This window comes from Sphingomonas sp. LHG3406-1 (assembly GCF_029637485.1).
In the GTDB taxonomy this organism is placed as follows: Bacteria; Pseudomonadota; Alphaproteobacteria; order Sphingomonadales; family Sphingomonadaceae; genus Sphingomicrobium.
Map to the genome: position 1 here is coordinate 2,804,896 of NZ_CP069128.1, position 26,062 is coordinate 2,830,957.

At 68.6% G+C, this 26,062-nt stretch carries 24 protein-coding genes; 10 read left to right on the forward strand and 14 right to left on the reverse strand.

Annotated features, from left to right (window positions below):
• The first annotated feature begins 1 nt into the window (after position 1).
• The 6 genes from JOY29_RS13820 (at position 2) to JOY29_RS13845 (ending at position 6,486) form a co-directional block, all read left to right on the forward strand.
• Positions 2–1,549: an NADH-quinone oxidoreductase subunit M gene (locus tag JOY29_RS13820; protein ID WP_300974112.1), complete on the forward strand. Its 1,548-nt coding sequence runs from the start codon at positions 2–4 to the stop codon at positions 1,547–1,549.
• Positions 1,549–2,976, forward strand: a complete 1,428-nt coding sequence (nuoN, locus tag JOY29_RS13825) for an NADH-quinone oxidoreductase subunit NuoN (protein WP_300974113.1) — start codon at positions 1,549–1,551, stop codon at positions 2,974–2,976. Before JOY29_RS13820 ends, nuoN begins: the two co-directional genes overlap by 1 nt.
• Before the next feature lie 19 nt (positions 2,977–2,995).
• Positions 2,996–3,697, forward strand: a complete 702-nt coding sequence (locus JOY29_RS13830) for a biotin--[acetyl-CoA-carboxylase] ligase (RefSeq protein ID WP_300974114.1) — start codon at positions 2,996–2,998, stop codon at positions 3,695–3,697.
• 3 nt (positions 3,698–3,700) lie between these two features.
• Entirely contained in the window at positions 3,701–4,486 is a 786-nt protein-coding gene (locus JOY29_RS13835; RefSeq protein ID WP_300974115.1) for a type III pantothenate kinase, read from the forward strand.
• A gap of 108 nt (positions 4,487–4,594) precedes the next feature.
• Entirely contained in the window at positions 4,595–6,229 is a 1,635-nt protein-coding gene (locus JOY29_RS13840) for a ribonuclease J (RefSeq protein ID WP_300974116.1), read from the forward strand.
• Positions 6,226–6,486, forward strand: coding sequence for a DUF1467 family protein (locus tag JOY29_RS13845; RefSeq protein ID WP_300974117.1), 261 nt, complete (start codon positions 6,226–6,228; stop codon positions 6,484–6,486). Before JOY29_RS13840 ends, JOY29_RS13845 begins: the two co-directional genes overlap by 4 nt.
• A gap of 8 nt (positions 6,487–6,494) precedes the next feature.
• Here the strand turns inward: JOY29_RS13845 and JOY29_RS13850 are convergent, their stop codons facing one another.
• Positions 6,495–8,804 carry a hypothetical protein gene (locus JOY29_RS13850; RefSeq protein WP_300974118.1) on the reverse strand — a complete coding sequence of 770 codons (2,310 nt, stop codon included), beginning with the start codon at positions 8,802–8,804 and terminating at the stop codon, positions 6,495–6,497.
• 58 nt (positions 8,805–8,862) lie between these two features.
• Here JOY29_RS13850 and JOY29_RS13855 point away from each other — a divergent pair, with 58 nt between their 5' ends.
• Genes JOY29_RS13855 through JOY29_RS13865 form a run of 3 tightly spaced genes read left to right on the forward strand, consistent with a single transcriptional unit; the run spans position 8,863 to position 12,420 of the window.
• Positions 8,863–10,047 (forward strand): hypothetical protein, encoded by a 1,185-nt coding sequence (locus JOY29_RS13855; protein WP_300974119.1) that lies wholly within the window; start codon positions 8,863–8,865, stop codon positions 10,045–10,047.
• A 38-nt stretch (positions 10,048–10,085) separates the two neighbouring features.
• Positions 10,086–11,108, forward strand: coding sequence for a hypothetical protein (locus tag JOY29_RS13860; RefSeq protein ID WP_300974120.1), 1,023 nt, complete (start codon positions 10,086–10,088; stop codon positions 11,106–11,108).
• Positions 11,101–12,420: a sensor histidine kinase KdpD gene (locus JOY29_RS13865; protein ID WP_300974121.1), complete on the forward strand. Its 1,320-nt coding sequence runs from the start codon at positions 11,101–11,103 to the stop codon at positions 12,418–12,420. Before JOY29_RS13860 ends, JOY29_RS13865 begins: the two co-directional genes overlap by 8 nt.
• Positions 12,421–12,429: 9 nt before the next feature.
• Here the strand turns inward: JOY29_RS13865 and JOY29_RS13870 are convergent, their stop codons facing one another.
• Both JOY29_RS13870 and gltX read right to left on the reverse strand, forming a co-directional pair.
• Positions 12,430–13,710, reverse strand: coding sequence for a citrate synthase (locus JOY29_RS13870; RefSeq protein WP_300974122.1), 1,281 nt, complete (start codon positions 13,708–13,710; stop codon positions 12,430–12,432).
• A gap of 1 nt (position 13,711) precedes the next feature.
• Positions 13,712–15,133 carry a glutamate--tRNA ligase gene (gltX, locus tag JOY29_RS13875; RefSeq protein ID WP_300974123.1) on the reverse strand — a complete coding sequence of 474 codons (1,422 nt, stop codon included), beginning with the start codon at positions 15,131–15,133 and terminating at the stop codon, positions 13,712–13,714.
• A 56-nt stretch (positions 15,134–15,189) separates the two neighbouring features.
• Here gltX and JOY29_RS13880 point away from each other — a divergent pair, with 56 nt between their 5' ends.
• The gene (locus JOY29_RS13880) at positions 15,190–17,295 is read left to right on the forward strand and encodes a ComEC/Rec2 family competence protein (protein WP_300974124.1); all 2,106 of its coding nucleotides are present in this window, start codon (positions 15,190–15,192) and stop codon (positions 17,293–17,295) included.
• On the opposite strand, the gene JOY29_RS13885 is transcribed toward JOY29_RS13880, so the two are convergent.
• Genes JOY29_RS13885 through JOY29_RS13935 form a run of 11 tightly spaced genes read right to left on the reverse strand, consistent with a single transcriptional unit; the run spans position 17,292 to position 25,961 of the window.
• On the reverse strand, positions 17,292–17,636 hold the full coding sequence (locus JOY29_RS13885) for a VOC family protein (protein ID WP_300974125.1): 345 nt from the start codon (positions 17,634–17,636) through the stop codon (positions 17,292–17,294). The genes JOY29_RS13880 and JOY29_RS13885 overlap by 4 nt on opposite strands.
• Positions 17,633–18,331 carry a cytochrome b/b6 domain-containing protein gene (locus JOY29_RS13890; RefSeq protein WP_300974126.1) on the reverse strand — a complete coding sequence of 233 codons (699 nt, stop codon included), beginning with the start codon at positions 18,329–18,331 and terminating at the stop codon, positions 17,633–17,635. The genes JOY29_RS13885 and JOY29_RS13890 overlap by 4 nt, the downstream gene beginning before the upstream one ends.
• Positions 18,324–18,872: a cytochrome c gene (locus JOY29_RS13895; protein ID WP_300974127.1), complete on the reverse strand. Its 549-nt coding sequence runs from the start codon at positions 18,870–18,872 to the stop codon at positions 18,324–18,326. The genes JOY29_RS13890 and JOY29_RS13895 overlap by 8 nt, the downstream gene beginning before the upstream one ends.
• A gap of 48 nt (positions 18,873–18,920) precedes the next feature.
• Positions 18,921–19,826, reverse strand: coding sequence for a 3-hydroxyisobutyrate dehydrogenase (gene mmsB / locus JOY29_RS13900; RefSeq protein ID WP_300974128.1), 906 nt, complete (start codon positions 19,824–19,826; stop codon positions 18,921–18,923).
• A 10-nt stretch (positions 19,827–19,836) separates the two neighbouring features.
• Positions 19,837–20,613 carry an enoyl-CoA hydratase-related protein gene (locus JOY29_RS13905; RefSeq protein ID WP_300974129.1) on the reverse strand — a complete coding sequence of 259 codons (777 nt, stop codon included), beginning with the start codon at positions 20,611–20,613 and terminating at the stop codon, positions 19,837–19,839.
• Positions 20,610–21,665 carry an enoyl-CoA hydratase/isomerase family protein gene (locus JOY29_RS13910; protein ID WP_300974130.1) on the reverse strand — a complete coding sequence of 352 codons (1,056 nt, stop codon included), beginning with the start codon at positions 21,663–21,665 and terminating at the stop codon, positions 20,610–20,612. Before JOY29_RS13910 ends, JOY29_RS13905 begins: the two co-directional genes overlap by 4 nt.
• Positions 21,662–22,804, reverse strand: a complete 1,143-nt coding sequence (locus JOY29_RS13915) for an acyl-CoA dehydrogenase family protein (protein WP_300974131.1) — start codon at positions 22,802–22,804, stop codon at positions 21,662–21,664. The genes JOY29_RS13910 and JOY29_RS13915 overlap by 4 nt, the downstream gene beginning before the upstream one ends.
• 47 nt (positions 22,805–22,851) lie before the next feature.
• A complete protein-coding gene (locus JOY29_RS13920) occupies positions 22,852–23,397 on the reverse strand; it encodes a hypothetical protein (RefSeq protein ID WP_300974132.1) in 546 nt (181 codons plus the stop codon).
• A complete protein-coding gene (locus JOY29_RS13925) occupies positions 23,387–23,779 on the reverse strand; it encodes a RidA family protein (RefSeq protein ID WP_300974133.1) in 393 nt (130 codons plus the stop codon). Before JOY29_RS13925 ends, JOY29_RS13920 begins: the two co-directional genes overlap by 11 nt.
• Positions 23,776–24,732: a polysaccharide deacetylase family protein gene (locus JOY29_RS13930; RefSeq protein WP_300974134.1), complete on the reverse strand. Its 957-nt coding sequence runs from the start codon at positions 24,730–24,732 to the stop codon at positions 23,776–23,778. Before JOY29_RS13930 ends, JOY29_RS13925 begins: the two co-directional genes overlap by 4 nt.
• A gap of 2 nt (positions 24,733–24,734) precedes the next feature.
• Positions 24,735–25,961, reverse strand: coding sequence for a hypothetical protein (locus JOY29_RS13935; protein WP_300974135.1), 1,227 nt, complete (start codon positions 25,959–25,961; stop codon positions 24,735–24,737).
• Between the last annotated feature and the right edge of the window lie 101 nt (positions 25,962–26,062).

Genomic DNA, 26,062 nt, shown 5'->3' on the forward strand with positions numbered 1-26,062 from the left:
TATGGACTTTCCCATCCTCTCCCTGATGATCGCCCTGCCGCTGCTCGCGGCACTCGGCTGCCTGTTCCTGAGTGCGAACGGCGCCCGCTGGCTGGCGCTCGGCGCCACGCTGGCGCTGTTCGTGCTCGGCTGCCTGCTGTGGGCCGGCTATGATGTCGGCGGCGCGCAATGGCAGTTCCAGGAGCGGGTGAGCCTCGGCACGCCCTATCTCAACTGGGCACTCGGCATCGACGGCATCGCCCTCATGCTGATCATGCTGTCGGTGTTCCTGATGCCGATCTGCATCGGCGCGAGCTGGCGCGCCATCGGCCGCCGTGTGCCGGAATATATGGCTGCCTTCCTCCTCATGGAGGCGCTGATGCTCGGCGTCTTCATGGCCCAGGACCTTCTGCTCTTCTACATCTTCTTCGAAGCCGGCCTGATCCCGATGTATCTCATCATCGGCATCTGGGGCGGGGCGGAGAAGATCAAGGCCGCCTACAAGTTCTTCCTCTATACCCTGCTCGGCTCGGTGCTGATGCTGGTCGCGATGCTGGTGATGATCGGCCAGGCCGGCACCGGCGACATCCCGACCCTGATGGCGACCGACTTTGCACCGGGGCTTCAGACCTGGCTGTGGCTGGCCTTCTTCGCGAGCTTCGCGGTGAAGATGCCGATGTGGCCGGTCCACACCTGGCTTCCCGATGCCCACGTCCAGGCGCCGACCGCCGGCTCGGTGATCCTGGCCGGCGTGCTGCTGAAGATGGGCGGCTACGGCTTCATCCGCTTCAGCCTGCCGATGTTCCCGGACGCGAGCGCCCAGTTTGTGCCGCTGGTCTTCATCCTGTCGAGCATCGCCATCGTCTACACCAGCCTCGTCGCGCTGGTTCAGGCCGACATGAAAAAGCTGATCGCTTATTCGTCGGTCGCCCACATGGCCTTCGTCACCTTCGGCCTGTTCGCCTTCAACCGGCAGGGGATCGAAGGCGCGCTGATGGTCATGCTCAGCCACGGCCTCGTCTCGGGCGCGCTCTTCCTGTGCGTCGGCGTCATCTATGACCGCATGCACACCCGCGAGATCGCCAAATATGGCGGCCTTGCCAACAACATGCCGGCCTATGCCCTCCTGTTCCTGCTGTTCACCATGGCCTCGGTCGGCCTGCCCGGCACGAGCGGCTTCGTCGGCGAGTTCCTGGCGATGATGGGCACGTACGAAGTGTCGACCTGGGGCGCGATCTTCGCCACCACCGGCATTATCCTCGGCGCCGCCTACATGCTGTGGCTCTACTGGCGCATCGCCTACGGCACCGCCCGCACGGCGGAGGCTGCGGCGATGACCGACCTCGACCGGCGCGAGTGGCTGCTGCTTGCACCGATTGCGGCCATCGTCCTCTGGATGGGCGTCTATCCCGAAAGCTTCATGGCGCCGATGCGCGACGACGTCGGCCGGCTGCTGACCCGCATCGAGCGGGCGACCCCGGCCGGTGACAGCCGTCCGACCGCCGGTAATCCGGCCGCCGCTGCCGAAGCTGCCGAGGCTTCCGAACATGGCGCCGGGGAGGCGCACTGATGAACACCGCCGCAATCCTTCCTGAAATCATCATCGGCCTCGGCGCGATTGCGCTGATGATGGTCGCGGCCTTCGTTCGCCGCCCTGCTGCCATCACGCACTGGGGAGCCACGGTCCTCCTCCTTGCCGCCACGGTCGCCCTCATTGGTGCGCCGCAGGAAGCCGGCCGCGTGTTCGAGGGCATGTGGGCGGCCGACGGCTTCGCCGCCTTCGGCAAGGTCATCATCTACCTGGCCGCCGCGGTCGCAGTGATCATGGCGCACGGCTGGTTCGACCGGAATCATGAGCATGGCGCCGAATATGCGGTGCTGATCCTGCTGTCGGCGCTCGGCGCATCGGTGATGGTCTCCGCGACCGACCTGATGATGCTCTACGTCGGCCTCGAGCTGCAGAGCCTGTCGGCCTACGTCCTCGCTTCCTACCGCCGCCACGACGAGCGATCGGCCGAGGCGGGCCTCAAATATTTCGTGCTCGGCGGCCTTGCCAGCGGCATCCTGCTCTACGGCATCAGCCTGCTCTACGGATTTGCCGGCACCACCTATTTCGACGGCATCGCGGCTGCCTTCGCCGGCTCGGGGGGAATCAATCTCGGCCTGCTGTTCGGGCTGGTCTTCACCCTCGCCGGCCTCGCCTTCAAGATCTCGGCCGTGCCCTTCCACATGTGGACGCCGGACGTCTACGAAGGCGCGCCGACTCCGGTCGCCGCCTTCTTCGCCGCCGGCCAGAAGGCTGCCGCCATCCTCCTCGCCACCCGCGTCTGCCTCGAAGCGATGGGCCCGGTGACCGACCAGTGGCGCCAGATCGTCATCTTCGCGGCCTTGGCCTCGATCATCCTCGGCGCGGTCGCCGCCTACGGCCAGAACAACATCAAGCGGCTGCTCGCCTATTCCTCGATCAACAATGTCGGCTTCGCGCTCGTCGGCCTCGCCGCCGGCGGTGCGGCGGGCGCGCAGGCGGTGCTGGTCTATGTCGCCGTCTATGTGGTGATGACGCTCGGCGCCTTCCTCTGCGTCATGCGCATGCGCGACGCCGACGGCCGCCCGGTTGAAAGTCTCGCCAGCCTGTCAGGCCTGTCGCAGACCCGGCCCTTGCTGGCGCTGGCGCTGGCGATGTTCATGTTCAGCCTTGCCGGCATCCCGCCATTGTTCGGCTTCTGGCCCAAGCTGATGGTGTTCCAGGCCGCGGTCGCCGCCGACCTTCAGCTCCTTGCCCTTGCCGCCGCGGCACTGACCGTGGTCGGCGCTTACTACTACCTCAAGGTCATCAAGATCATGTACTTCGACGCGCCGGCGGAGCCCTTCGCGGCTGCCCGGGGCAAGGTCGAGACCGCGCTGATCTTCCTCTGCGCGCTGGTCATCAGCCCGCTTGGCTATTTCCTGATCAACCCGCTGACCGCAGCGGCGGCCAACGCGGCGAGCGTCTTCTGATGGTCACGAGGGAGCGGGCTTGAGCCGCATCCGCTTCGTCGAGCGAACCGGCTCGACCAACAGCGACCTTCTCGCCGCGAGCGAGCTGCCGGAAGGCGAATGGCTGGTCGCCGAACGCCAGGATCAGGGAAGGGGCCGCCAGAACCGCTGTTGGGAAAGCCCGACAGGAAACTTCCACGGTTCGACTCTCGTCCGGCTCCAGCCTTCCGACCCGCCGGCCGGCTCCCTCGCGCTGTGCGCAGGCCTGGCCCTGATCCGCGCGGTGGAGGCTGCCGCGCCCGCCACCGGTCTGATGCTCAAATGGCCCAACGACCTGCTGCTCGGCCGGGCAAAGCTGGCTGGCATTCTGCTCGAACGGCAGGAGGATCGGGTTGTGGCCGGTTTCGGCGTCAACCTTGCCCAGGCGCCCACCATCGAAGGCCGCGAAACCGCCGCCCTGTCATCGGTTGCACTGGTCAGCCCGAAGTCCTTTGCGCCCCTCCTCGCCGCCGCCTTCGCCCGCGAGCTCGGCCGCTGGCGCGACGATCGGCAGGCACTCACGGCCCTGTGGCTCGAAAGCGCGCACCCCGTGGGCACGCCGCTCTCCGTCCATGTCATGGCGGACGAGAAGCTGGAAGGCACCTTCGCCGGCCTCGCCGAAGACGGCGCGCTTCGCCTCGCCTTGCCGCACGGCGAGGAACGGCGCATCCATGCCGCCGACGTGATGCTCGGGAACGACTGATCCATGCTGCTCGCCATTGATGCCGGCAATACCAACGTCGTCTTCGCGCTGGTGGCGGAGGACGGAAGCATTGCCGCGCGCTGGCGGATCGCGACGGACGCGCGCCGGACGGCCGACGAATATGCGGTCTGGCTGCACCAGTTGCTTGCGCTCGAAGGCTATGGCCGGAGCGATGTCACCGGAGTCATCATCGGCACGGTCGTCCCGCGCGCCCTCCACAACCTCGAGGTGCTCGCAAGCAAATACTTCCACCAGGAAGCGTTGATCGCCGGGCAGGGGAGTGCCGCCTGGGGCATCCGGCTTGATGTCGACGAGCCGCAGAATGTCGGTGCCGATCGGGCGCTCAACGCGATCGCTGCTCACGCGCGGCACAAGGGCGACCTCGTCGTCATCGACTTCGGCACCGCCACCACCTTCGACGTCGTCGACTATGACGGTGCCTACAAGGGCGGGATCATCGCGCCGGGCATCAACCTCAGCCTCGACGCGCTGGTCGCCGCCGCCGCCAAGCTGCCGCGTGTCGCGATCGAAGCGCCGGCCGATCCGACCGTCATCGGCCGCACCACCAACAGCCAGATGCTGTCGGGCATCTACTGGGGCTATGTGGCGATGATCGAAGGCCTGCTCGCCCGCGTGAAGGCGGAGATCGGTCGTCCAATCACCACCATTGCGACCGGCGGCCTCGCCACCCTTTTCCAGCAGCATACGCGCGTGTTCGACGCCATCGAACCCGATCTCACCATTCAGGGGTTGGCCCTCCTGTGGCAGCGGAGCCGGTCCGCGCGCTGACGATATTCGAGGAGCGGTGCGACGAAGCAATCCAGTCGCCGCTCCTGACATGAGCAATGGATTGCTTCGCGTCGCCCGAAATGACGGGCGCTGGCTCAGGACGACTACGTGACCTCAAGCAAAGAACTGATCTTCCTGGCCCTCGGCGGCTCGGGCGAAATCGGCATGAACGCCAATCTCTACGGCTGCGACGGCAAGTGGCTGATGGTCGACTGCGGAATGACCTTCGGCGAACAGGATTATCCGGGCATCGACCTCATCCTGCCCGACCTCGAATTTATCGAGAAAAAGCGCAAGGACCTGGTCGGGCTGGTCCTGACCCATGGCCATGAGGATCATATCGGGGCGATCCCCTATCTCGCCGCCGATCTCCACGTGCCGCTCTACGCGACGCCCTTCACCGCCGGGCTCATCGCCCACAAGCTGGAGGAGGAGGGCCTGACCGGCCAGGTGCCGCTCAGGATCATCCACCCCGACGACGTGCTCGAGCTCGGGCCCTTCCGGGTCCGCCCGGTACCGCTCGCCCACTCGATTCCCGAATCGAACGGCCTGCTGATCGAGACGCCGCACGGCCGCATCTTCCACACCGGCGACTGGAAGCTCGACCCGACTCCGGTGCTTGGCAATCCGACCAGCCCGGAAAAGCTCCGGGCGATCGGCGACCTCGGCGTCGACGTGATGGTCTGCGATTCGACCAATGCCTTCACCGACAAGGTGTCGGGCTCCGAAGCCGAGGTATTCGACGGCCTGCTGGGCGCCGTCACCGAGGCACCCGGCCGGGTCCTCGTCACCACCTTCGCCTCCAATGCCGCGCGGCTCCACACGATCGGCCGGGTGGCCGAAGAAAGCGGGCGGCGGATCGCCGTCGCCGGCCGCTCGATCGAGCGCTACCTCAAGGTCGCCAGGGCGACCGGCTACCTCACCGACTTCCCCGAGACAGTCCGCTACTACGAGGCCATGCGGCTGCCGCGCAAGGAATTGCTGGTGGTCGCCACCGGCGGGCAGGGCGAGCCACGCGCCGCACTTGGCCGCATCGCCGCCGGTCAGCATGAGCTGAAGCTTGCCGAAAATGACACCGTCATCTTCTCCTCGCGCCAGATTCCCGGCAACGAGAATGCCGTAGGCCGGGTGATGAACCAGCTGGCCGACCTTGGCGTCCGCACCGTCACCGAGCGGCAGGCCCATGTGCACGTTTCGGGCCACCCGGGTCGTCCCGAGCTGGTCCAGATGTATGATTGGATCCGGCCCAAGCTGCTGATCCCGGTGCATGGCGAGCGCCGCCACATGCTCGAACAGGCCCGCCTCGGCCTGTCCAGCGGCATTCCGGGCGCCCTCGTGCAGAAGAATGGCGACCTCATTCGCCTCGCGCCCGGCGATCCGAAGAAGGTCGGCGAAGAAAGGGTCGGGCGGCTGGTGCTCGATGGAGACGTCATCCTGCCCGCCGACGGCACGACCATGAACGAGCGCCGCCGGATCGCCTTTCAGGGCGTGATCGCGGTCAGCATCGTGCTCCGCAGCAACGGCAATCTCGCCGCCGATCCGGTCGTCCGCGCGGTCGGTGTGCCGGTCGAGGAGGACCGAGACGACTTCATTCGCGATGCGCAGGCGACCGCGGCGAAGGCGGTCACGCCGATCAAGGACGAGGACAAGCTACGGGAGAATGTCCGGCTGGCGGTGAGGCGCTGTGCCACGCTGTGGACGGGCAAGAAGCCCAACGTCGAAGTCATGGTGACCCGCCTGTGAACCCCGGAAGCGCTCTCGCCGTCTATTTCCTCATCTTCGTCTTCACCGCCTTCCTGATGCTGCCGTTCGGCATGCGGACGGACGAGGAGGTGGGGGCGCCGAAGATGGTCGGACAGGCCGAGAGCGCCCCCCACCGGTTCGACCTGAAGCGCCACCTGCTGCGCGCGGGACTGATCTCGGCCGTTCTGTTCGCCCTGTTCTACGCCAACTGGACGCAGGGCTGGGTGACGGCCGAGGACCTCGACTTCTATCACTAAGGGCTGGTCTAGCGGCGGCGCTCCACCACCTGCGCCAGCGCCGTGTAGAGCTTGCCCATGTCGCTCGACAGCAGGGTGACGGCCATCATTCCGCCCTCGCGCTCGCCCGACAAGCGGCGGAGCATCGCCTCGAAGTCGTGGACGTAGCGGGTGACCGCAGCGGCGAATTCGGGATCGCTGGCGATCTGCTGGTCGATCGCGCGCATCTCGCCGCTCGACAGCAGCCGCACGGCCCGCCGGGTGAACACGCCGCGGTCACCCTTGAGATAGGCCGCCCATGCGCGGTCGTCGACTTCGTCCGACAGGATCCGGCCGACGTCGATCGCCGCCGAGTGAAGCGAGTCGATCAGCACTGCCGAGCGCCGCGCGAAATTCTCGCTTTCGGCCAGGCGGTCGTCGTCGGCTACCTTGACCATATGCTGCTCGAGCGCGCTCGCCGTTCGGCCGATGTTGAGCATCTGCTGCGACAGGCCCTCGGATGCCCTGCGGGCGGCCTTGAGCGCTTCGGCCGCGACCCGTTCCACCTCCATCAGCTGGGTACGTACGCTATCCTCGACCGCGCGGCCGAGCGCCTTTCTCGTCTCGGCGGAAAGCTGGTCGGCCGTTTCGGGCACCACCGCCGACAGCGCCTCCCGCGCCCGCATCGCCGCCTGCGATGCCGCCTCGCGGATCTGGACCATGGCCTGGACCAAGGCCGGGCCGGTTTCGGACTGCAGCCGCGAAGCGTCCTGCTCGGCCGAGGCGATCGCTGCCGCCAGCTCGCCGAGGCGCCGCTCGGCCCCGCCCACGCCCTGGTCGATGGTGGAGAGCAGGGCATCAAGCCGCTCCTGCTGGCCGGACAGGCCCGCCGTTCCGGCCTCAAGCCGACTGCCGGCCTCGGCAGCCGCTTCGCGCATCTGCTCGACCTCAGGCCGGGCGGCCTGCACCGCCGCCAGCAATCGCTCAGCGCCGCCTTCGGCCGAGCCGAGGGCGCCGGTCAGCTGTTCGCCGAATTCCTGATGGAGCGCCGCAACCGAGTGGCGGAGCTGCTCGGTTCGTCCGGCAAGGTCCTCCAGAGTCCCGCCGCTCGCCGCCTGCTGGCTGGCGAGCATGTCCAGCTCGCGGCGCACCCGGTCGATCGCGGTCGCCACCGCCTGGGCGCGAAGGTCTCCCTCCGCGGCAAGGTCCACGAAGCGCTGGTCGACCTCGGCCAGCTGCTGCTCCAGCCCACCGATCATTGCCGTCACCGCCCGGTCCTGCTCGGCAACCCGCGCCGACATGCCGTCGAGAAGCTGAGAGGCGGACCCCAGCCGCGTGCCGAGCTGACTCGCCGCTTCCTGGCCGGCAAGGCCGATCGCCGCTGCACTCTGGTCGACGAGGGCGCGAACTGCGGCCGCCTGCTCGTCGATTCCGCTGCGGACCTGGTTCAGCGCGTCGCCGGTACGGGCCAGGAGCGCGTCCACCTCGGCCGAGGCGCTGCCGCCGGCATCGCCGACCCGGGCCGCCGCCGCCGCTCCCGCACTCTCGATCTGGGTAAGATGGGCGACCAGCCGCTGCGCCGCGCCGCTTACATTGTCCTCGGCCTCGCGCGCCCGGCCGCTGACCGCGGCAAGCTGGGCTTCGAGCGCCGCCGCCTGCGCACTCGCCTCGCGGCCAGAGACGCGCAGTTCCTCGGCCATCGCCTTGCTGCTTGCCTCGGCACGCGGAAGATCCTCGAGCAGCACACCGATGTCCGTCCGCGCGCTCTCGGCCGCCCGGTCGAGCGCCGCGGCATGGCGGCTCAACGTCTCGCTGCCTGCCGTCAGGTCACGGGTCACGCCGCCCAGCCGGTGGCTCGCCTCATCGCCCAGCCGCATCAGCCGCTCGGCATGGCCGGACAGGGCCGCCTGCTCCTCGTCCAGCCGCTGGCGCAGGACGCCGAGCAGCTGCTCCAGGCTGCGCGCTTCCGAGCGCATCAGCTGCACCGACCGGGTGAAGCGCTCGGCTTCCTTGCGGCGGGTCCGCCCGAAGATCAGCCAGGTGAGGCCGAGCAGCATCAGGGGTGCGGCGGCGGTCGCCAGCCATTGCGCCAGCTGCGGCGCGTTCACCGCCTCGCCGATCGCGCGGCCGGCGCTCCAGCCGGCAAAACCGATCCAGGCCAGCGCCAGGATCGCCAGCGTCCAGCCGAGCACCCGCCGGCCGTCGGCGCCTTGCTCGACCGGCGCTTCTTCCAGCACCCAGTCTGCGAAATTGTCGGGTGCTTCCTGATATGCGTCGACCGGTGCAGCCTCCGTCAGTTCGAGCGGTTCAACCGGCGTACCGGTGGCGGAACGGGGCAGGGGCGAGCTCATGACCGCCATGTTTACCACCTTTGCACGTCCAAGGAAGCGTGCAACAGGGAGGCAGGGAAGGGTGGGGATGGCGCTCGGCGCATTGATTGCAGCGATTGGCGAAGATGACGAAGGCGGGCTCCACGCGCTGGCGCCGCTCGCCGGTCGTACGCTCATCGAATATCAGGCGCGCTGCGCCGCGGCCGTCGGCGCCGCGCCGATCGTCGTGCTGGTCGAACGCGTGCCGCCCGCGCTGCAGACCGCCTTCGAGCGGCTTCGAACCGAAGGCATCGGCGTCGTGCCGGTCAGCGATGCGATGGAAGCCGCCGCCCGCTTCGACCCTGATCTCGCGGTTCTGCAGCTGGCCGATGGGGTCGCGCCGGCACCGGCCCTGCTCGCCGACCTTGCCGAAGAGCCTGCCCGCACCATCCTCACCGTCCCCGACGACGAGAGCCACGAGGGCTTTGAGCGGATCGACGACCGGAATCGCTGGGCGGGAATCTCGGTGGTCGACAGCGCCCTCCTGAAGGACACGGCGCGGATGCTCGGCGACTGGGACCTGCAGTCGACCTTGCTTCGCCGCGCCGTCCAGTCGGGCGCACGGCTGCTTCCCGCCACCGAAGGCCTGTCGCCCTTCCTTGCTGGCAACAACGTCAGCGCCGACGCCTTCGACCGACACCTGCTCGACAGCAGTCGCCAGCGCCGCCGCGATTGGCCGAGCCGCTTCATCCTGCCGCCGCTCGAGGATGTCCTCACCCGCCAGCTGATGGGTGCCCCGGTGAAGCCCGGCTGGCTGCCCTGGGCGGCGCTGGTAATGGTGCTTGCCGCGGCCCTTCTGTTTACCCGTGGAAGTGCGACCTGGGCGATGGGCCTGCTGGTCGCCGCGAGCCCGCTCGACCGCCTCGCCGAGCGGCTTGCGACGGTCCGCCTCCGCCCGCTTTCGCGCCATGCTTTATCCCTCCGCTTGCTCGCCCCGGCTCATGCGCTGGCGCTCACCGGCCTGGCCTGGTTCGAGACCCGTCACGGGGGCGGCTGGGGTGCCCTCGTCGCCGCCGGCGCCACCGTCGCCTTTGCCGAAGCCAAGCGCGTCGAGCGCAGGGGGCGCGAACTCGGTCCCGACCTCTGGCTCTTCAGCCCGCGCAGCGCCGTCTTCGCCGCCATTCCGTTCGCGGCGTTTGGCGCGTGGAGCCTGCTGATCGTCTTCCTCGCCCTCTACGCCACCGCCAGCTTCTTCATCGTCCAGTCGCTTGTGCACGGCCCGGACCGCGATTGACGCGCCGTTAACGCGTAATTTGCTAACAGGGTCGGCAGATGCCCGACGAGTGGCCCATCGCCGCGCCTCCCCAAGAGGAGCGCCAAGAACGATCCTCGACCGCTTACCCAGCGGGCGGGGAACGGCGGCTTGCGGCCGTCGTCCAGGACTTCTTCCTTGCCGACGAGGCGCGGCTGACCGAGCAGGGACGGGCGCTGATGAGCGCCATGCTCCACCACCTGGTCGAAAGCATTGCAGTCGAGCTTCGCGCCCGTCTCGAACCGGAGATGGCAGCGGGCTGCGCCGCCGACGCACCGGAACTCATCGCCGATCTCGGCCGTGCCGGCCTGATCCAGGACGAGACGCTGGTCGGGCTCCTGCTGCGCCGGGCCGACGTCCAGCGCCTCGCGCAGGGCGGACGCGGCGGCCGGACCCTGCTCCAGCGCTGGACCGCCGATCCCGACGGTGACATCGCCGGGGCGGCCATGGCATTGGTCACGGCACGAGGGCGCAGCCGCGACCGCTTTGGCCGCACTACGCTCGACCTCGTCGACCTGCCCGCGCCGCTCGCCCACGGCCTTGTTCTCGCCATCGCCGCCGCGCTCGGCACGCGCAGCGGCAAGGAAAGCGATTCCGCCCTTGCAGGAGCCGCCGCCGATCTCGTCCGGAGCCAGCGCGAGGAGCGCCGGCTGGAGGAACTGGAAACGGCTCTGGCCGAAGCCCTCGGACCCGACCGCCGCCGCTCGCCGGGCCTGCTCGTCACGCTTGCCGACGAAGGGGATTCGTCGCTGCTCGCCGCCATCCTCGCCACCGAAGCCGGCATTCCCGCCGAGGAGGCTTGGTCGGCACTGCTGGGCGGCGGCGAGCGGGTGGCGCTGCTGCTTCGACTTGCCGACGTGACCCGGCCCGAAGCAGGTGCACTGCTCGCCGCCTCGGGGCCGGCGCTCGGGCTCGGCGATCCGGTGCTGGCGATCGAGACTTTCGACTCTCTTTCGGCCGCCGCGGTCGAGGACGCACGCAGTGATTACCGGCTCCCGCCAGGCTATCGCCGCGCTGCGAGGAGGCTCCGGCGCCATGGCTAGCCTTCCCGCTCAGCCGCCGATCGCTGCGCGCGTCGATCGCGACGGCCGTCTGGTCGCCGCAGACGCGCCCTTGCTTGCCCTCCAGCAGGAGGCCGGAGGAAGGCTCGGAAGCAAGCTCGCGGTGCCGCAGCTCGCCGGACTCGCCCGCCTCGCCGCCCGGCTTGGCGTCGCCATCACCCGCCCGGTCACCGCCGCAAGCGAGGAGGAGGATCTCGACCTCGTCGTCCGCGCCGAGCCGGATGCGGACGGTGTCGCCCTGTCGGTCGAACGCTGGACCGCCCGCCTGCCGGTGCGCTCGCGCTGGTCGGGTGCGGGTGCGCCCGTGCAGGAAGAGGAGCGCGCAGCCGAGGAAGATGTCGTCACCGACTCCTCCCTTCGCATCGTCAGCCTCAGCCCTGGCCTTGCCCGTCGCCTTGGCAAAATGGCGGACGACCTCGTCGGCCAGCCGCTCGCCCGCGCCTTCCGCCCGGTCGAAGATGCCGCCGGCAACCTCCCGCTTCTGGAGGCGCTCGCCGGACGCACTCACTTCTCCGCCCAGCCAGCCGAGCTTCGCGCCGGCGAAGGGGCAGTGTTGCTCGACGGGCAGCCGCGCCTCGAGGACGGCCGCTTCCTCGGCTACGTCGTCCGGGTCCGGAGGGATTCGTCGACAGGCACTACGCCCGCCCTCGTGCCCATGCCGCCGCTCGACGATCTGCTGCGCGAGCCGCTCGCCTCGATCATCGGTCAGGCGCAGGAGATTGCTGGGCGCAGCCAGGGTCCGCTCAAGACCGATTATGCGGGCTATGGCGCGGACATCGCTGCCGCCGCCCGCCACCTCCTCGACCTTCTGACCGATCTCGGCGCCGACGGCGATGAGCCGGGCAGCCCAGCGATGGGCGAACTGGTCGACCTAGCCGAACTGGTCCTCGACGCGGCCGGTCTCGTGCAGGCGCAGGCCGCCGCACGCGGAGTCATGCTCGACGTTGGCGGCGAGGGCCGAGCGCCCGCCCGCGGCCAGCCCCGCGCCATCACCCAGATCCTCGTCAACCTGATCGGCAATGCCGTCCGCTTCTCGCCCGAGGGCGGCACGGTCGCCATCAACCTCGGGAACGGCACGGCTGCCAGCGTCACGGTGACGGACCAGGGCCCGGGAGTGGCGCCCGGCGACCGCGTCCGCATCTTCGAGAAGTTCGAGCAGGGCGCCTCGGCCGAGGGCGGATCGGGCCTCGGCCTCGCCATTTCGCGCCGTCTCGCGCGGGAGATGGGCGGAGAGGTGGCGCTGCTCGACGGCGGCGCCGGGGCCAGTTTTCGCCTGACCCTGCCCTCCGCGTGATCCCTCCTCCTAGCGGTTCGGGACGGGCACGTAGTCCCGCTGCGTCGCGCCGGTGTAGAGCTGGCGCGGACGGCCGATCTTCTGCTCGGGATCGGCGATCATCTCGTTCCACTGCGCGACCCAGCCGACAGTGCGGGCGAGGGCGAACAGGGCGGTGAACATCTCGGTCGGGAAGCCGATCGCGTTGAGGATCACGCCCGAATAGAAGTCGACGTTCGGGTAGAGCTTCTTCTCGACGAAATAGCTGTCGCTGAGTGCGATCCGCTCCAGCTCCTTGGCGACGTCGAGGACCGGATCGGAGATGTTGAGCTCGCGCAGCACCTCGTCGGCGGTCTCCTTCATCACTTTCGCGCGGGGATCGAAGTTCTTGTAGACGCGGTGGCCGAAGCCCATCAGCCGGAAGGGATCGTCCTTGTCCTTGGCGCGGGCGATGTAGGCGGGGATGTTCTCGACCCGGCCGATCTCGCGCAGCATGTTGAGCGCGGCCTCGTTGGCCCCGCCGTGCGCCGGGCCCCACAGGCAGGCGATGCCGGCCGCGATGCAGGCGAAGGGATTGGCGCCCGACGAGCCCGCCAGGCGGACGGTCGAGGTCGAGGCGTTCTGCTCATGGTCGGCGTGGAGGATGAAGATCCGGTCCATCGCCTTCTCGACAATCGGATTGACCACATATTCCTCGGCCGGGACGCCGAAGGTCATGCGCAGGAAATTGCCAGTGTAGGACAGCGAATTGTCCGGATACAGGAACGGCTGGCCAATGCTGTACTTGTAGGCCATCGCCGCGATGGTCGGCATCTTGGCGATCAGGCGGTGCGAGGCGATCTCGCGCTGCTTGGGGTCGGTGATGTCGGTGCTGTCGTGGTAGAAGGACGACAGGGCGCCGACCACGCCGCACATGATCGCCATCGGGTGCGCGTCGCGGCGGAACCCGCGGAAGAACATCGCCAGCTGCTCGTGCAGCATGGTGTGGCGGCTGATGGTGTAGGTGAAGCGGTCGAGCTCGTCCTTGCTCGGCAGTTCGCCGTGCAGCAGCAGCGAGGCGACTTCCATGAAGGTCGATTTCTCGGCCAGCTGGTCGATCGGATAGCCGCGGTGAAGCAGGATCCCGGCCTCGCCGTCGATGTAGGTGATGGCGCTGCGGCAGCTGGCGGTCGAGGTGAAGCCCGGATCGTAGGTGAAGACGTCGGCCTGCCCGTAAAGCTTGCGGATGTCGACGACATCCGGCCCCACGCTGCCGCTCAGCACCGGCAGGTCGAGACTCTTCTCGCCCAGCTTCAGATTGGCATTCGACATCTCAGGCAGCTCCGTTTTCGGTTGTTGCGTTGGTCATCTGGTCGGCGATCCGGGCAAGGCTTTCGTCCTGCCCGAGCAGCACCAGCACGTCAAAGATACCGGGACTGGTCGCCCGGCCGGTCAGCGCCGCGCGCAGCGGCTGGGCAAGCTTGCCGAGCTTCAACCCTTCCGCTTCGGCAAGCGCCTTGACCGCGCCTTCCGTTCCATCGTGGGTCCAGTCGGCGACACTGGCCAGGGTCTCGTGAAGGCGTCCGAGGAGGGCGCGCGCGTCGCCGTCGAGCAGGCTCGCCGCCTTCTCGTCCAGCGCCAGCGGCCGCTTCACGAACAGGAAGTCGGCGTTGGCGCTCAGCTCGTTCAGGTCCTTCGCCCGCGCCTTCAGCTCGGGCATCGCCTGCTCGAGCAGCGCCAGCTCCTCCGCCTCCAGCCCGCCGCGCCGAGCGGCCACGAGCACGGCCAGCCGGCTGTCCTCGGCATGGCGGATGTAATGGCCGTTGAGGTTCTCCAGCTTCTTCAGGTCGAAGCGGCTTGGGCTCTTGCCGACATGGTCCATGTCGAACCACTCGACCGCCTGTTCGCGGCTGATGATCTCGTCGTCGCCATGGCCCCAGCCGAGCCGGAGAAGATAGTTGGACAGGGCTTCCGGCAGGATCCCCATCTCGTCGCGATAGGCGTCAACCCCGAGCGCCCCGTGGCGCTTGGACAGCTTCGCGCCGTCCGAGCCGTGGATCAGTGGAATGTGACCATAGGTCGGCTCTGGCCAGCCCATCGCCTTGATGATCGCCAGCTGGCGGAAGGCATTGTTGAGATGGTCGTCGCCGCGGATGACGTGGGTGACGCCCATGTCATGATCGTCGACCACCACCGCCAGCATGTAGGTGGGCGTCCCGTCGGAGCGGAGCAGGACGAAGTCGTCCAGCTCCTCGTTGCGGACCACCACCCGGCCCTGGACCATGTCTTCGATCACCGTCTCGCCTTCGCGCGGCGCCTTGATGCGGACCACGTAGGGCGCGTCCGGCGCCGGCGCGTCGGCGCACTCGCGCCGTTCGCTGGTGACCCGGAAGGGCTTCTTCTGCGCCTGCGCCTCCTCGCGGCGGCGAGCCAGCTCCTCGGGCGTCAGGTAGCAGCGATAGGCGGCGCCGCGCTCGATCAGCTGATGCGCGACTTCGGCATGGCGCGCTTCATACTGGGTCTGGAAATGGGGCTCCCCGTCGCCGGCGATGTCGAGCCAGCCGAGGCCGTCGAGAATCGCCTCGATCGCTTCGGGGGTCGAGCGCGCCCGGTCCGTGTCCTCGATGCGCAGCAGATACTTGCCGCCGTGGTGACGGGCGAACAGCCAGTTGAACAGGGCCGTGCGCGCGCCGCCGATATGGAGATAGCCGGTCGGGCTGGGCGCGAAGCGGGTGACGATGTTGCTTGCGCTCAAGCGCGCTTTCCTCTTTCACTGTTCCCGCCGGATCGTGCCACCCGAAGGGAGGCAGCATGCAGGTCGCCGCTTCCCCGGCTGACGCACCGGCGTTCACGCACTGGCAAGCCAGCGCGTTCTTCGCAAGTGCGGAAAAACGCCTTGAGGCCGAACGTTCCCAGCTTGCGCCCTGGTCGGTCGTCGCCTTCGGCCTCGGCATTGCCCTCTGGCTGGTGCTCGCCGATCCTTCCCGATGGCTCGCCCTGCTGCTCGGCGCAGGCGGCGCGCTGGTCGCGGGATTGGTGCTTGGGGGCCGAACCGGCCGGGCTCTTGCCACCGCGGCGGTCGCGCTTGCCCTCGGTCTGTCGTTGATCTGGTGGCGGAGCGACCGGGTCGCGGCACCGAGACTCGACTCGCCGCGCATCGTCGCCTTCGAGGGCGAAGTGCTGAAGGCCGAGCGGCTTGTCGCCCGCGACAGCCTCCGACTGCTGATCGCGCCCGCCGACGCCGCGATCCCGCCCAGAGTGCGGGTCTCGATCCCGCTCGCCGACGCCGACCGGCTCGGGCCGCGGATAGGGGGCGGCGCCAAGGTCCGCCTTCGTGCCCGCCTCGCGCCGCCCATGCCCATGGCCTTGCCAGGCACCCACGATTTCTCCCGCGATGCCTGGTTCATGGGTCTCGGCGCCACCGGCAAGGCGCTGGGTCAGATCACCATCCTTCGCCCGGCGCACGAGACCGGCCTCGACGCCTTCCGCCGCCGCCTCGACGGCCACATCCGCGCACGGCTGCCGGGCGGTGAGGGGGGCATCGCCACCGCCCTCGTCACGGGCGACCAGGGTTCGGTCAGCGAGGCCGATGCCGACGCCATGCGCCGATCCGGCCTGGCCCACCTGCTCTCGGTCAGCGGGCTTCATATCGCCGCGGTGGTCGGCTTCTTCTACTTCCTTGTCCTGCGCCTATTCGCCCTCGTGCCGGCGCTGGCGCTGCGCTGGAACCTGGTCGCGCTCGGCTTTGCCGCCGGCGCCCTCGCCGGCGTCGCTTACACGATCCTCACCGGGCTACAGGTGCCCACGGTGCGAAGCTGCATCGCCGCGCTGCTGGTCCTCGCCGGCACCCTCCTCGGCCGCGAAGCACTCAGCATCCGCCTGATCGCCACGGGTGCGCTCGCCGTACTGGTCGTTCGCCCCGAAGCCATCGCCGGGGCCAGCTTCCAGCTCAGCTTCGCCGCCGTCACGGCGCTCGTCACCCTCTATCAATGGCCGGCGTTCAAGCGCTGGTTCGAGCGACGCGAGGAAGGCCGCGTCCGTGCCAGCGGCCGGGTCTTCGGCGCCATGATCGCAACCGGCCTCGCGGTGGAAATCGCGCTCATGCCCTTCGCCCTCTACCATTTCCATCGCTCCGGCCTCTACGGGGTGGCCGCAAATCTCGTCGCCATTCCGCTCACCACCTTCGTCATCATGCCCCTCGAGGCGGCCGCCCTGCTGCTCGATTCGGTCGGTCTTGGCGGCCCCTTGTGGAGCCTGACCGGCTGGAGCATCGGCCTCCTGCTCGGGCTCGCCCACACCACCGCCAACGCAAGCGGGGCGGTGGTCATCCTCCCCGCCATGCCGCGCGCCGCCTTCGCGCTGATCGTCGCCGGCGGGCTGTGGCTCTGCCTGTGGATACGGCCCTGGCGCCGCTGGGGGCTGGCGCCGATCGCTGCCGGCATCCTCCTCACCCTCGCCGAGCCGCTCCCGACCCTGCTGGTCACCGGCGACGGCAAGCATCTCGCCGTGATCGACGAGCGTGGCACCCCCTGGTTGCTGCGGGACCGGGCCGGCGACTTCGTGCGCGACATGATGGCGGAAAATGCCGGGTTCGACGGCGATCCGCCGCCGCTCGCCGCCTACCCACGCGCCCGCTGCAGCGCGGACGCCTGCGTCGCCGATCTCGGCACGTCGGGCCGCACGTTGCTTGCGCTTCGCTCGACCCAGCGCCTCGACTGGGTCGAACTCACCCGCGCCTGCGCCGCTGCCGACATCGTCGTCGCCGATCGCCGCCTGCCGCGCGGCTGCAGGGCGCGCTGGCTGACCCTCGACGCACCCCGTCTGCGCGCCAGCGGCGGTCTGGTCGTCCATGCGGAAGAGGGCAGGGTGGCCAGCGTCGCGGACCGGCTGAAGCGCCTGCCCTGGGCGAGGCCCTAGGCCGTCACCCAGACCGCCAGCTCGTTGCCGCCAGGATCGATGAAGTGGAATCGGCGTCCGCCCGGAAAGGCGAAGATCGGCTTGGCGATATGCCCGCCGGCCTTCACCACCGCATCGAAGGCGGCCTCGATGTCGTCGACCCTGATGACCGGGAGTGGCGCCGACAGCGCCTCCTCGCGATCGCCCTGCAAGCCGACCGAGACCGCATCGCCCTCATGGGCGCTATAGTCCGGGCCATAATCGGCGAAGGTCCAATCGAATGCCTTGCTGTAAAAGGCCCGCGTCAGCTCATGCGCGCTCGCGCTCGGAAGTTCGACGTAATCGATTTTGCCCTTGCTCACAGTCCCGGTACTCCGTTCGAAATCCACCAGGTCACGCCCATCGCGAGGGCGAGGCAGAGGATCAGCCGCACCGGCCCTGCCGCGACCATGCCCGGCGTGCCCGCCGCATTCTCGCTGCTCCGTCCCGTGACCATTGCCCGCACGAGGCGCTTGCCCTTCCAGCGATAGAAGAGGATCGCGGCGACATGAAGCGCGATCAGCGCCAGCAGCCCATTGAACAGCAGTTCGTGCACCTCATGCGCCCATTCGGCCGTATCGAAGCTCACCAGCCGGTTCAGCGGACCGGTCACCACCCCATATTCGTCGCTTAGCGGCAGCCCGAGCGACACCTGCAGGCTTAGCAGGGCGAGCAGCGCGACGACACTCAGCGCGCCCAGCGGCGTGTGGCCGATCCCGCGCCAGCTATCGGAGTCGCGCAGATAGTCCCGAACCTTGCGCGGTCCCGTCACGAATGAGCGGAAGCGCGCGGTCGAACTGCCGAAGAAGCCCCACAGGATGCGGAAGACCAGCAGGAACAGCACCATGAGCCCGCTCCTCACGTGCCACTCGATCTCCTCATTTTCCGCCGACCACCAGGAAAAGGCGATCAGCAGGACGAGGCTCCAGTGGACGATCCGCACCGGCAGGTCCCACACCGGGACCGCCAAGGCCGCTTCCGCGACCTTGGTTTCCGTCTGCTGCTCCGGCTCAGTCATCCTTCTGGCGGAAGCGGTCGTGGCAGCTGCCGCAGGTCTTGCCGAGATTGGCGTGTGCTTCCTTGATCTGCGCGAGGTCACCGGTCATCGCGGCTGCCCGGAACGCCCTCGCCGCCTCGTTGAACCTGGTCATTCCCTGGTCGAATTCGGCGCGCTGCTGCCAGATCTCGGCCCTTGCGCCGGTCTTGCCCACGTCGGGACCGGTACCGGCCGGGAACCAGCCGATCGCCTGGGGTGCGAGCGTGGCGATCTGGTCGGCCGGGGCCTTCACCGCCGCCGGGTCGCCCTTGTCGATCGCCTGCTTGGCCGCGCGCATGGCCTTGCCGATCTCCTCATAGCCATCGTGCCGCTCCTTCATCTTGGCGAGGGCGGCTTCCTTCTCGAGCGGCGTGTCCGCGGCATTCAGCACCGCATTTTCGACGGTGGCACTGGCCTCCGCACCGCTCGCATTGGCTTCGTTGAGGATCTGACTGGTATACTCTCCGCCTGGATTGCAGCCGGCGAGCGAGAAGGCGGCGGCGGCGAGGAGGAGAAGGCGCATCGGGCAGTGGCTCCTTTCGGGTTCGCGTCGGAAGGCGATTGCGCCAGCTTAGTTGCTTGTCTCCGGCGGCGTCCAGCTGTCGTCGATCATCTTGATGATGGCCGAGAAGTCCTTGCCGCCACCGCCGCGGGCCACGAAGCGCTGGTAGAGTTCCTCCGCTTCGCCGCCCATCGGTGTATAGGCGCCAGCCGCCTGCGCCGCTTCCATGGCGAGCTTGAGATCCTTCAGCATCAGCTGCGCCGCGAAGCCGCCCTCATAATCTCGGTCGGCCGGGGTCTCGGGACCCACAGCCGGCACCGGGCAGTAGGAGGTCATCGACCAGCTCTGGCCCGACGCCCTGCTCGAAATGTCGAAGAAGACCTGCGGATCGAGCCCGAGCTTCTGCGCCAGCACGAACGCCTCGCAGGTGCCCGCCATGGTGACGCCCAGCAGCATGTTGTTGACGATCTTCGCCGCCTGACCAGACCCGCTGCCGCCGGCATGGATCACAGCCTTGCCCATCTTCTCGAGGATCGGCCACGCCCGCTCGAAGCCTTCTGCCGTTCCACCGACCATGAAGGTCAGCGTTCCGCCCTCGGCCGCCGCGATCCCGCCGGACACCGGCGCATCGACCATCTCGTAGCCGGCGGCGCGGGCTTCTTCTTCGACCGTGCGCGCGGTGGCTACGTCGATGGTCGAGCAGTCGAGCAGGATGGCGCTGGTTGGCGCCTTGCCGAACACCGACGAACGATAGACGTCCGCCACATGCTTGCCCGCGGGCAGCATCGTCACCACCGCTTCGGCACCCTCGACCGCCGCCGCCGCGTCGGCCGCCTCGCTGCACCCGCGCTCCACGGCCTTGGCGAGCGCCGCTTCGCTGAGGTCGAATGCCCGCACCTCATGCCCGGCCTTGGCCAGGTTCGCAGCCATCCCGCCGCCCATGTTGCCGAGCCCGATGAATGCGATCTTCGCCATGCCTACGCTCCTACTTGCCCGTCCACTTGCCAGGTCTCTTTTCGACAAAAGCCGCCATGCCTTCCTTCTGGTCCTCGGTCCCGAACAGGCCATGGAACAGTCGCCGTTCGAAGCGCACGCCCTGCGCCAGCGGCAGCTCGAAAGCGGCGTTGACCATCTCCTTGGCCGCGATCGCCGCGAGCGGGGGCATGGCGGCGATCTCCGCTGCCACCTTCAGCGCTTCATCGACCAGAGTGGCGGCGGGCACGACGCGGGCGACGAGCCCGGCTTTTTCGGCTTCTTCCGCACCCATCATGCGGCCGGTCAGGCACATCTCCATCGCCTTCGCCTTGCCGACCGCATGGGCCAGTCGCTGCGATCCGCCCATGCCGGGAGTCACCGCCAGCTTGATCTCCGGCTGGCCGAACTTCGCATTGTCGCCGGCGATGATGAAGTCGGCCATCATCGCCACCTCGCAGCCGCCACCGAGCGCGAAGCCGCTGACCGCCGCGATCCACGGCTTGCGCGTCTCCGTCACCCGCTCCCAACCGGCGAAGAAGTTGGACGAATACATGTCCGCGAAGCCTTGCGACTGCATCTCCTTGATGTCGGCACCCGCCGCGAATGCCTTCTCGCTGCCCGTCAGCACGAGGCAGCGCTGGCTGTCGTCGGCATCATAGGCGGCGAACGCCTCGATCAGCTCGGCCAGCACCTGGCTGTTCAACGCGTTCAACGCCTGCGGGCGGTTCAGGCGGACGAGCGTCACGGCATCGTGCCGCTCGACAAGGATGGTGGCGGTATCGGTCATTCTGTCTCCGGAAATGGCGTCCAGGCCTCTTCGGGCGGAAGGTCGACGAACAACTGGTCGACGGTGTCGTCCAGCACCGCTTCGGGTGCCGCCGGCTTCCAGTCCGGGCTGTTGTCCTTGTCGATCAGCAGGGCGCGTACGCCCTCCACGAAGTCGTGCGTCTGCACCACCCGGCAGGCGAGGGCATATTCGGCCCTCATCTCGTCGGCGAAGCTTTCGCGCGCGGCGCCGTCCTTCAGCAACCGCAGCGACACCTTGCACGACAGCGGACTTTTGGTCCGAAGCGTGCCGAGTTCGGTGGTCGCCCACTCGCCGCCGTCGGCCTCCAGCGCGTCGATCACTTCCTCGAGCGTATCGCCGGCGAACAGCTTGGCGATGGACCCGAGATTCTGCTCGATCCGCGCCGGTGGAGTTGTGCCCGCGAAGGCGCCGGCCGCGCCGGCCGCGCGGGCCGGTGCCGCCTTCAGCCGCTCGACCAGCTCGGGCAGGGCCGCCTGCGGTACATAATGGGTAGCAAGGCCGAGGTAGCGGCACTCCGCTCCGTCGAGCCGCGCCCCGGTCAGCGCCATGAACTGGCCGACGCGACCGGGCAGGCGGGAAAGGTACCACCCACCGCCGACGTCCGGAAACAGGCCGATGCCCGTCTCTGGCATGGCAAGGCGCGTCGCCTCGGTCGCGACCCGCACCTGGCAGGGGAGGGCGATCCCGACCCCGCCGCCCATGGTGATGCCGTCCATCAGCGCGATGGTCGGCTTGGGGTAGGTGAAGAGCAGGTGGTTGAGCCGATATTCCTCGAAGAAGAAGTCGGCGGCTTCCTTGCCGTCGCCGGCACCGGACCGGGCCAGCGCCACCACGTCGCCGCCGGCACAGAAGCCGCGCCCTTCGGCATGGTCGATCAGCACCGCCTCGACCGCCGGGTCCTTCGCCCAGGCGAGCAGGGCCTCGCTCATCGCCGCGCACATGTCGCGGGTCAGCGCATGAATGGCCCTTGGCCGGTTCAGCCGGATCCGGCCGAGCGGACCATCGGTGAAGAGAAGGACGTCGTCGGTCACTGTCGCAGCATTTCGCGCGCGGTGATCATGCGCATGATCTGGTTGGTCCCTTCGAGGATCGAATGGACCCGAAGGTCGCGCCAGAAGCGCTCGATCGGATAGTCCATGAGATAGCCATAGCCGCCATGGAGCTGCAACGCGCGATCGGCCACGGCGGAGCCGGTGTCGGTCGCAAGCCTCTTGGCCATGGCCGCGAAGCGGGTCTTGTCGGGCGCATTGTCGGTGACCTTGGCCGCCGCGAGGTAGAGGAGGGCGCGTGCCGCCTCGAGCTCGGTCGCCATGTCGGCCAGCATGAACTGGGTGTTCTGATAGTCGGCGATTGGCTGGCCGAACTGCTTGCGCTCCCTGGTATAAGTGACCGCCTCGTCGAGGCAGCGCTGCGCCCCGCCCAAGGAGCAGGCGCCGATATTGAGCCGCCCGCCGTCCAATCCCATCATCGCGATGCGGAAGCCCTCGCCCTCGCCGCCGACGCGGTTCTCGACCGGCACACGAACCTCGTCGAAATTGACCTGCGCGGTCGGTTGCGAGTGCCAGCCGAGCTTGCGCTCCTGCGCGCCGAAACTGACGCCGGGCATGTCCTTCTCGATCACCAGCGCCGAAATGCCCTTGGGCCCTTCCTCGCCGGTGCGGACCATGGTGACGTAGATCTCGTTTTCGCCGCCGCCCGAGATGAAGGCCTTGGAGCCCGACACCACATAATGGTCGCCGTCGCGCACCGCCCTGGTCTTCAGCGCCGCCGCGTCCGACCCGCTCGACGGCTCGGTCAGGCAGTAGGAGCCGAGGCGCTCCATCGGGATCATGCTCGGCAGATACTTGGCCTTGACCGCATCCGATCCGAAGCGGTCGATCATCCACGCGGCCATGTTGTGGATCGAGATGAACGCGCTGGTCGAGGGGCAGCCATAGCTCATCGCCTCGAAGATCAGCGCCGACTCGAGGCGGCCGAGCCCGATCCCGCCGCTTTCCTCGGACACGTAGATGGCGCCGAAGCCGAGCTCGGCAGCCTTTTTCACGGTCTCGCGCGGGAAGATATGCTTCTCGTCCCACTCGGCGGCACTGGGGGTGATCTCGGCGGCGGTGAACTGCCGCGCCAGATCCTGGATCTGGCGCTGGTCGTCGGTCAGGTCAAATTGGGACATGGGGGGCGACTAGCGCCTAGCGGCAGGACTTTCCAGCACCTTGGACCTTAGGCCGGGCAGCGGCTGTAGGTGAGGTCGACCGGACCTTCCTCGCTGCCTTCTTCCATTCGCCGCAACTTGTCGCCGCTGCGCTCGAAGGTGATCGTCCGCTCCCAATTCTGCCCCTCGCCTGTGAAGGCATAGGTTGCAACGAAGCCGTCGACCGGCTGCCGCTCGGCAATGTCGGCGAGCATGCCGCGGCTTTCGTAGAAGACCAGCCGTCGCTCTTCGATGGTCAGCAGACCCTTGGCCGCGGCACCGCCGTTGCAGTCGGCGGCGACGAGACCCCAGCGGCCCTGCATCTCCGCGGGAATGCCGTTGAGCCTTGCCGGAGCGGCGGTGTTGGAAGGTACGGACTCCACGCCTTCGTCGATGTCGGCCGGGATCGGACCCCTCTCGGCGCCCCGCGCTACCGGATTGCCGACCCGGCCGGTCGGACCGCCACCGACTCCGGCACCTTCGGCGATGGCCTCACCCGTCTCCGCCTTGTCGGAAGCCGGGGTACAGGCGAGGAGGGGAAGGGCGGCAAGCAGCGGGAAGAGGTTACGCAACATCCCCGACCAACGCCTCGGCTTCCAACTCGACCCGCCATTCGTCGCGAAGAAGCGACTTCACCACGACCATCGTCGCGGCCGGCCTCGCCTCGGCGAAGATCTCGCCATGAACCGCCCCAATGGCGTCGGCATCGGCGGGATCGACGATGTACATGCGGGTCCGCACCACGTCGGCCGCCGACCCGCCCAGCTCCTCGAGGGCCTCAAGGATGATCGCGAAGCAGCGCCGCGCCTGGGCTGCCGCATCGCCCGGGGTCGATGAACCATCTTCTTCGACCGGCGCGGTACCGGAGACGATGATCCGCCTGCCGACCCGGATCGCGCGGGAAAAGCCATAGAGCGCTTCGTAGGGCGAACTGCCCGAGGCGCGCATGCGGCTCATTCGGCCGGCTCCTCGTGAAGCACCCGGCGCGCGAACAGGAGGTCGGCCACCTTGGGGTCCGCCCGGTCATACCAGCGCGGCGCCGGCAGCCCCTTCTCCCACGCCAGCGCCTCGGTCAGCGTTCCTTGCGCACTTGGAACATCGGGCCGCAGCGTGCCGATGGGATCGCGATAGGCCTCGTCGGCGCTGACGATCGTCCAACCGGCCTTGCGCAGCCCCGCCGCGAGGTCCGCGATGTAGAGCGCCGCAAGATCGGTCTCGTGAAGCAGCAGCACCTGCACTGGCGCCCGGCCCAGCACCTTGCGCGCGAGCCGGTCATTATACTCCGCCGCCCCGACCATCGTCTCGACGTACAGCTTGCGGAGCGCCGCCATGTCCATCCGCTTGCCGGCCTTGGCCGCGGCGATGGTCAGCGCCTCCATGTTCCAATCGGCCCCGTCGGCCGTCACATAGCCGTTGCGAAGGCCCCGTGCGTCGAGCGCCGCCCGCACCGCATCCCGCTTCGCCTTGTCGGCGCGGCCCTCGTTGAGGAAGGGAAAGCGGAACCACGGACGCCGCCCCGGACGCCCCTCCAGCCACGCCTCCGCCCGGTCGATGTCGGCGACATAGTCCGCCGCCCCCGTCTCGCTCAGCGCGGGATGCGAGAAGCTGTGGTTGGCGATGACATGGCCGGCCCGCACATAGGCCGCGATCCGCCGTTCGCCGCCAGCGCCGTCCGGGGTCGAAAGATTGCCCGGATTGACGAAGAAGGCGGCTTGGCCGACCCGTCCCTTCTTCAGGCCCGCAATCAGCCGCTCGGTCCGCTCGTCCGGCGTCAGGAAGGCGCCGCGCCCGCGCGGCACGTCGTCGAACGTAAGCGCGATCCTCTTCGCCGCCTCCGCCGGGGCGGCTGCCAGCACCAGCGCAAGCAGGGCCAGCAGCAACCTCGACAGGAGACGGGAAGTGGTGCCCACGCTTAGCGCCCGCCCTCGGCCGTCGCGGCCGGCACCGCGGCGATCTCCGCCGCTCCGGGCCAGTCAAATCGGTCCATCGTCACCGCCGCGCAGCTGTAGGTCGCCCGGTTGACGATCGGCGCCTCGACCAGCTTGCCGGCCAGCTCCGGCCGAAGCCGCGCGAGCTCCGCCTGCGCCTGGGCGAGGTTGCGGGTGTAGACCATCGTCGACGTGCGCGACCCGTCGCTAAGCGTCGCGCCCATCACCGGCGTCGCATCCGCCAGATAGGCATATTCGCCCGCCTTCACGCTTATCATTGGCGCGCCAAAGCAATTGCTGCTCGCCGGCGGCATGTTGGTGCCGAGCGTGGCGCCGCCCAGCACATAGTCGCCCGCCGTCACCGGGATGATGCGCAGCTCATAGCCTGCGCGGCGGTCGCCGGCCGGGATCGACACGACATAGGTCGTAAGGTCGCCCTTCTTCTTCCAGTCGCGCGGCTGATAGTGGAGGTCGCTCTTGGCCGCATCGTAGCGATAGAGCTCGATCCGGGCGAAGCGGTCCTTCGCCGCCGGATGGTTGCGGTTGTAGGCGACCACGATCGCGCCCTGGTTCGGTGCGAGGACCGGCATGACGGCCTTCTTCGGGTCCTTGTGGATCCACAGGGTGGCCGGGCTCGCCAGCCCCGGCGCGACCTTGAGCGCGGGATCCTCGAGCGGGGTGAAGCGGTCGATCTTCTCGATCTCGCCCTGCACGTCCTGCGCGCCGACGATGGTATTGAAATAGGACTGCTTGGCCTCGTCGGTCATGGCCGCGACCTGCGCCGCCTTGTCGGCCGGAAGCTTCACCATCCGCCAGCCGCGGATCATCAGGCAGCGCTTGCGATTGTCGCGCCGGGCCTGGCCTTCGGCGATGGCCGCCGCGATCGCCGCGCCGATGCCGCCGCCGACCCCGGCCGCCAGCGGCGAGATGGACGGATTGTAGAGCGCCGGATTGTAATAGGTGGCGCTGCCGTTCGCGAGCTTGGAGCCGCGGGCGATCAGCCGGCATTCCTGCCAGTCCGCATCATATTGCGCCCGGGTCGCACCCGGCTTGTTGTAGAAGCGATTGTCCTTGAGGTCGCGCGCCGCGTCCTTGGCGATCTCCTCGGGCGTGTCGTCGTTCTGGACCTTGGGCTGCGCCATCGCCGGCGTGGCGGCCGCCAGCAGGCTCACCGCGGCCCCGAGCAGGCCCAGGCGTTCGATCTTGCTCATCTGTCTTGCTTTCCCCGTTACCCGGCCGCCCCCGGCCGGTTTCGACCCGAACAAGAGCCGAGCAAAGGCGAGTTGGTCAAGCAGATCAACGACTTTGCCCC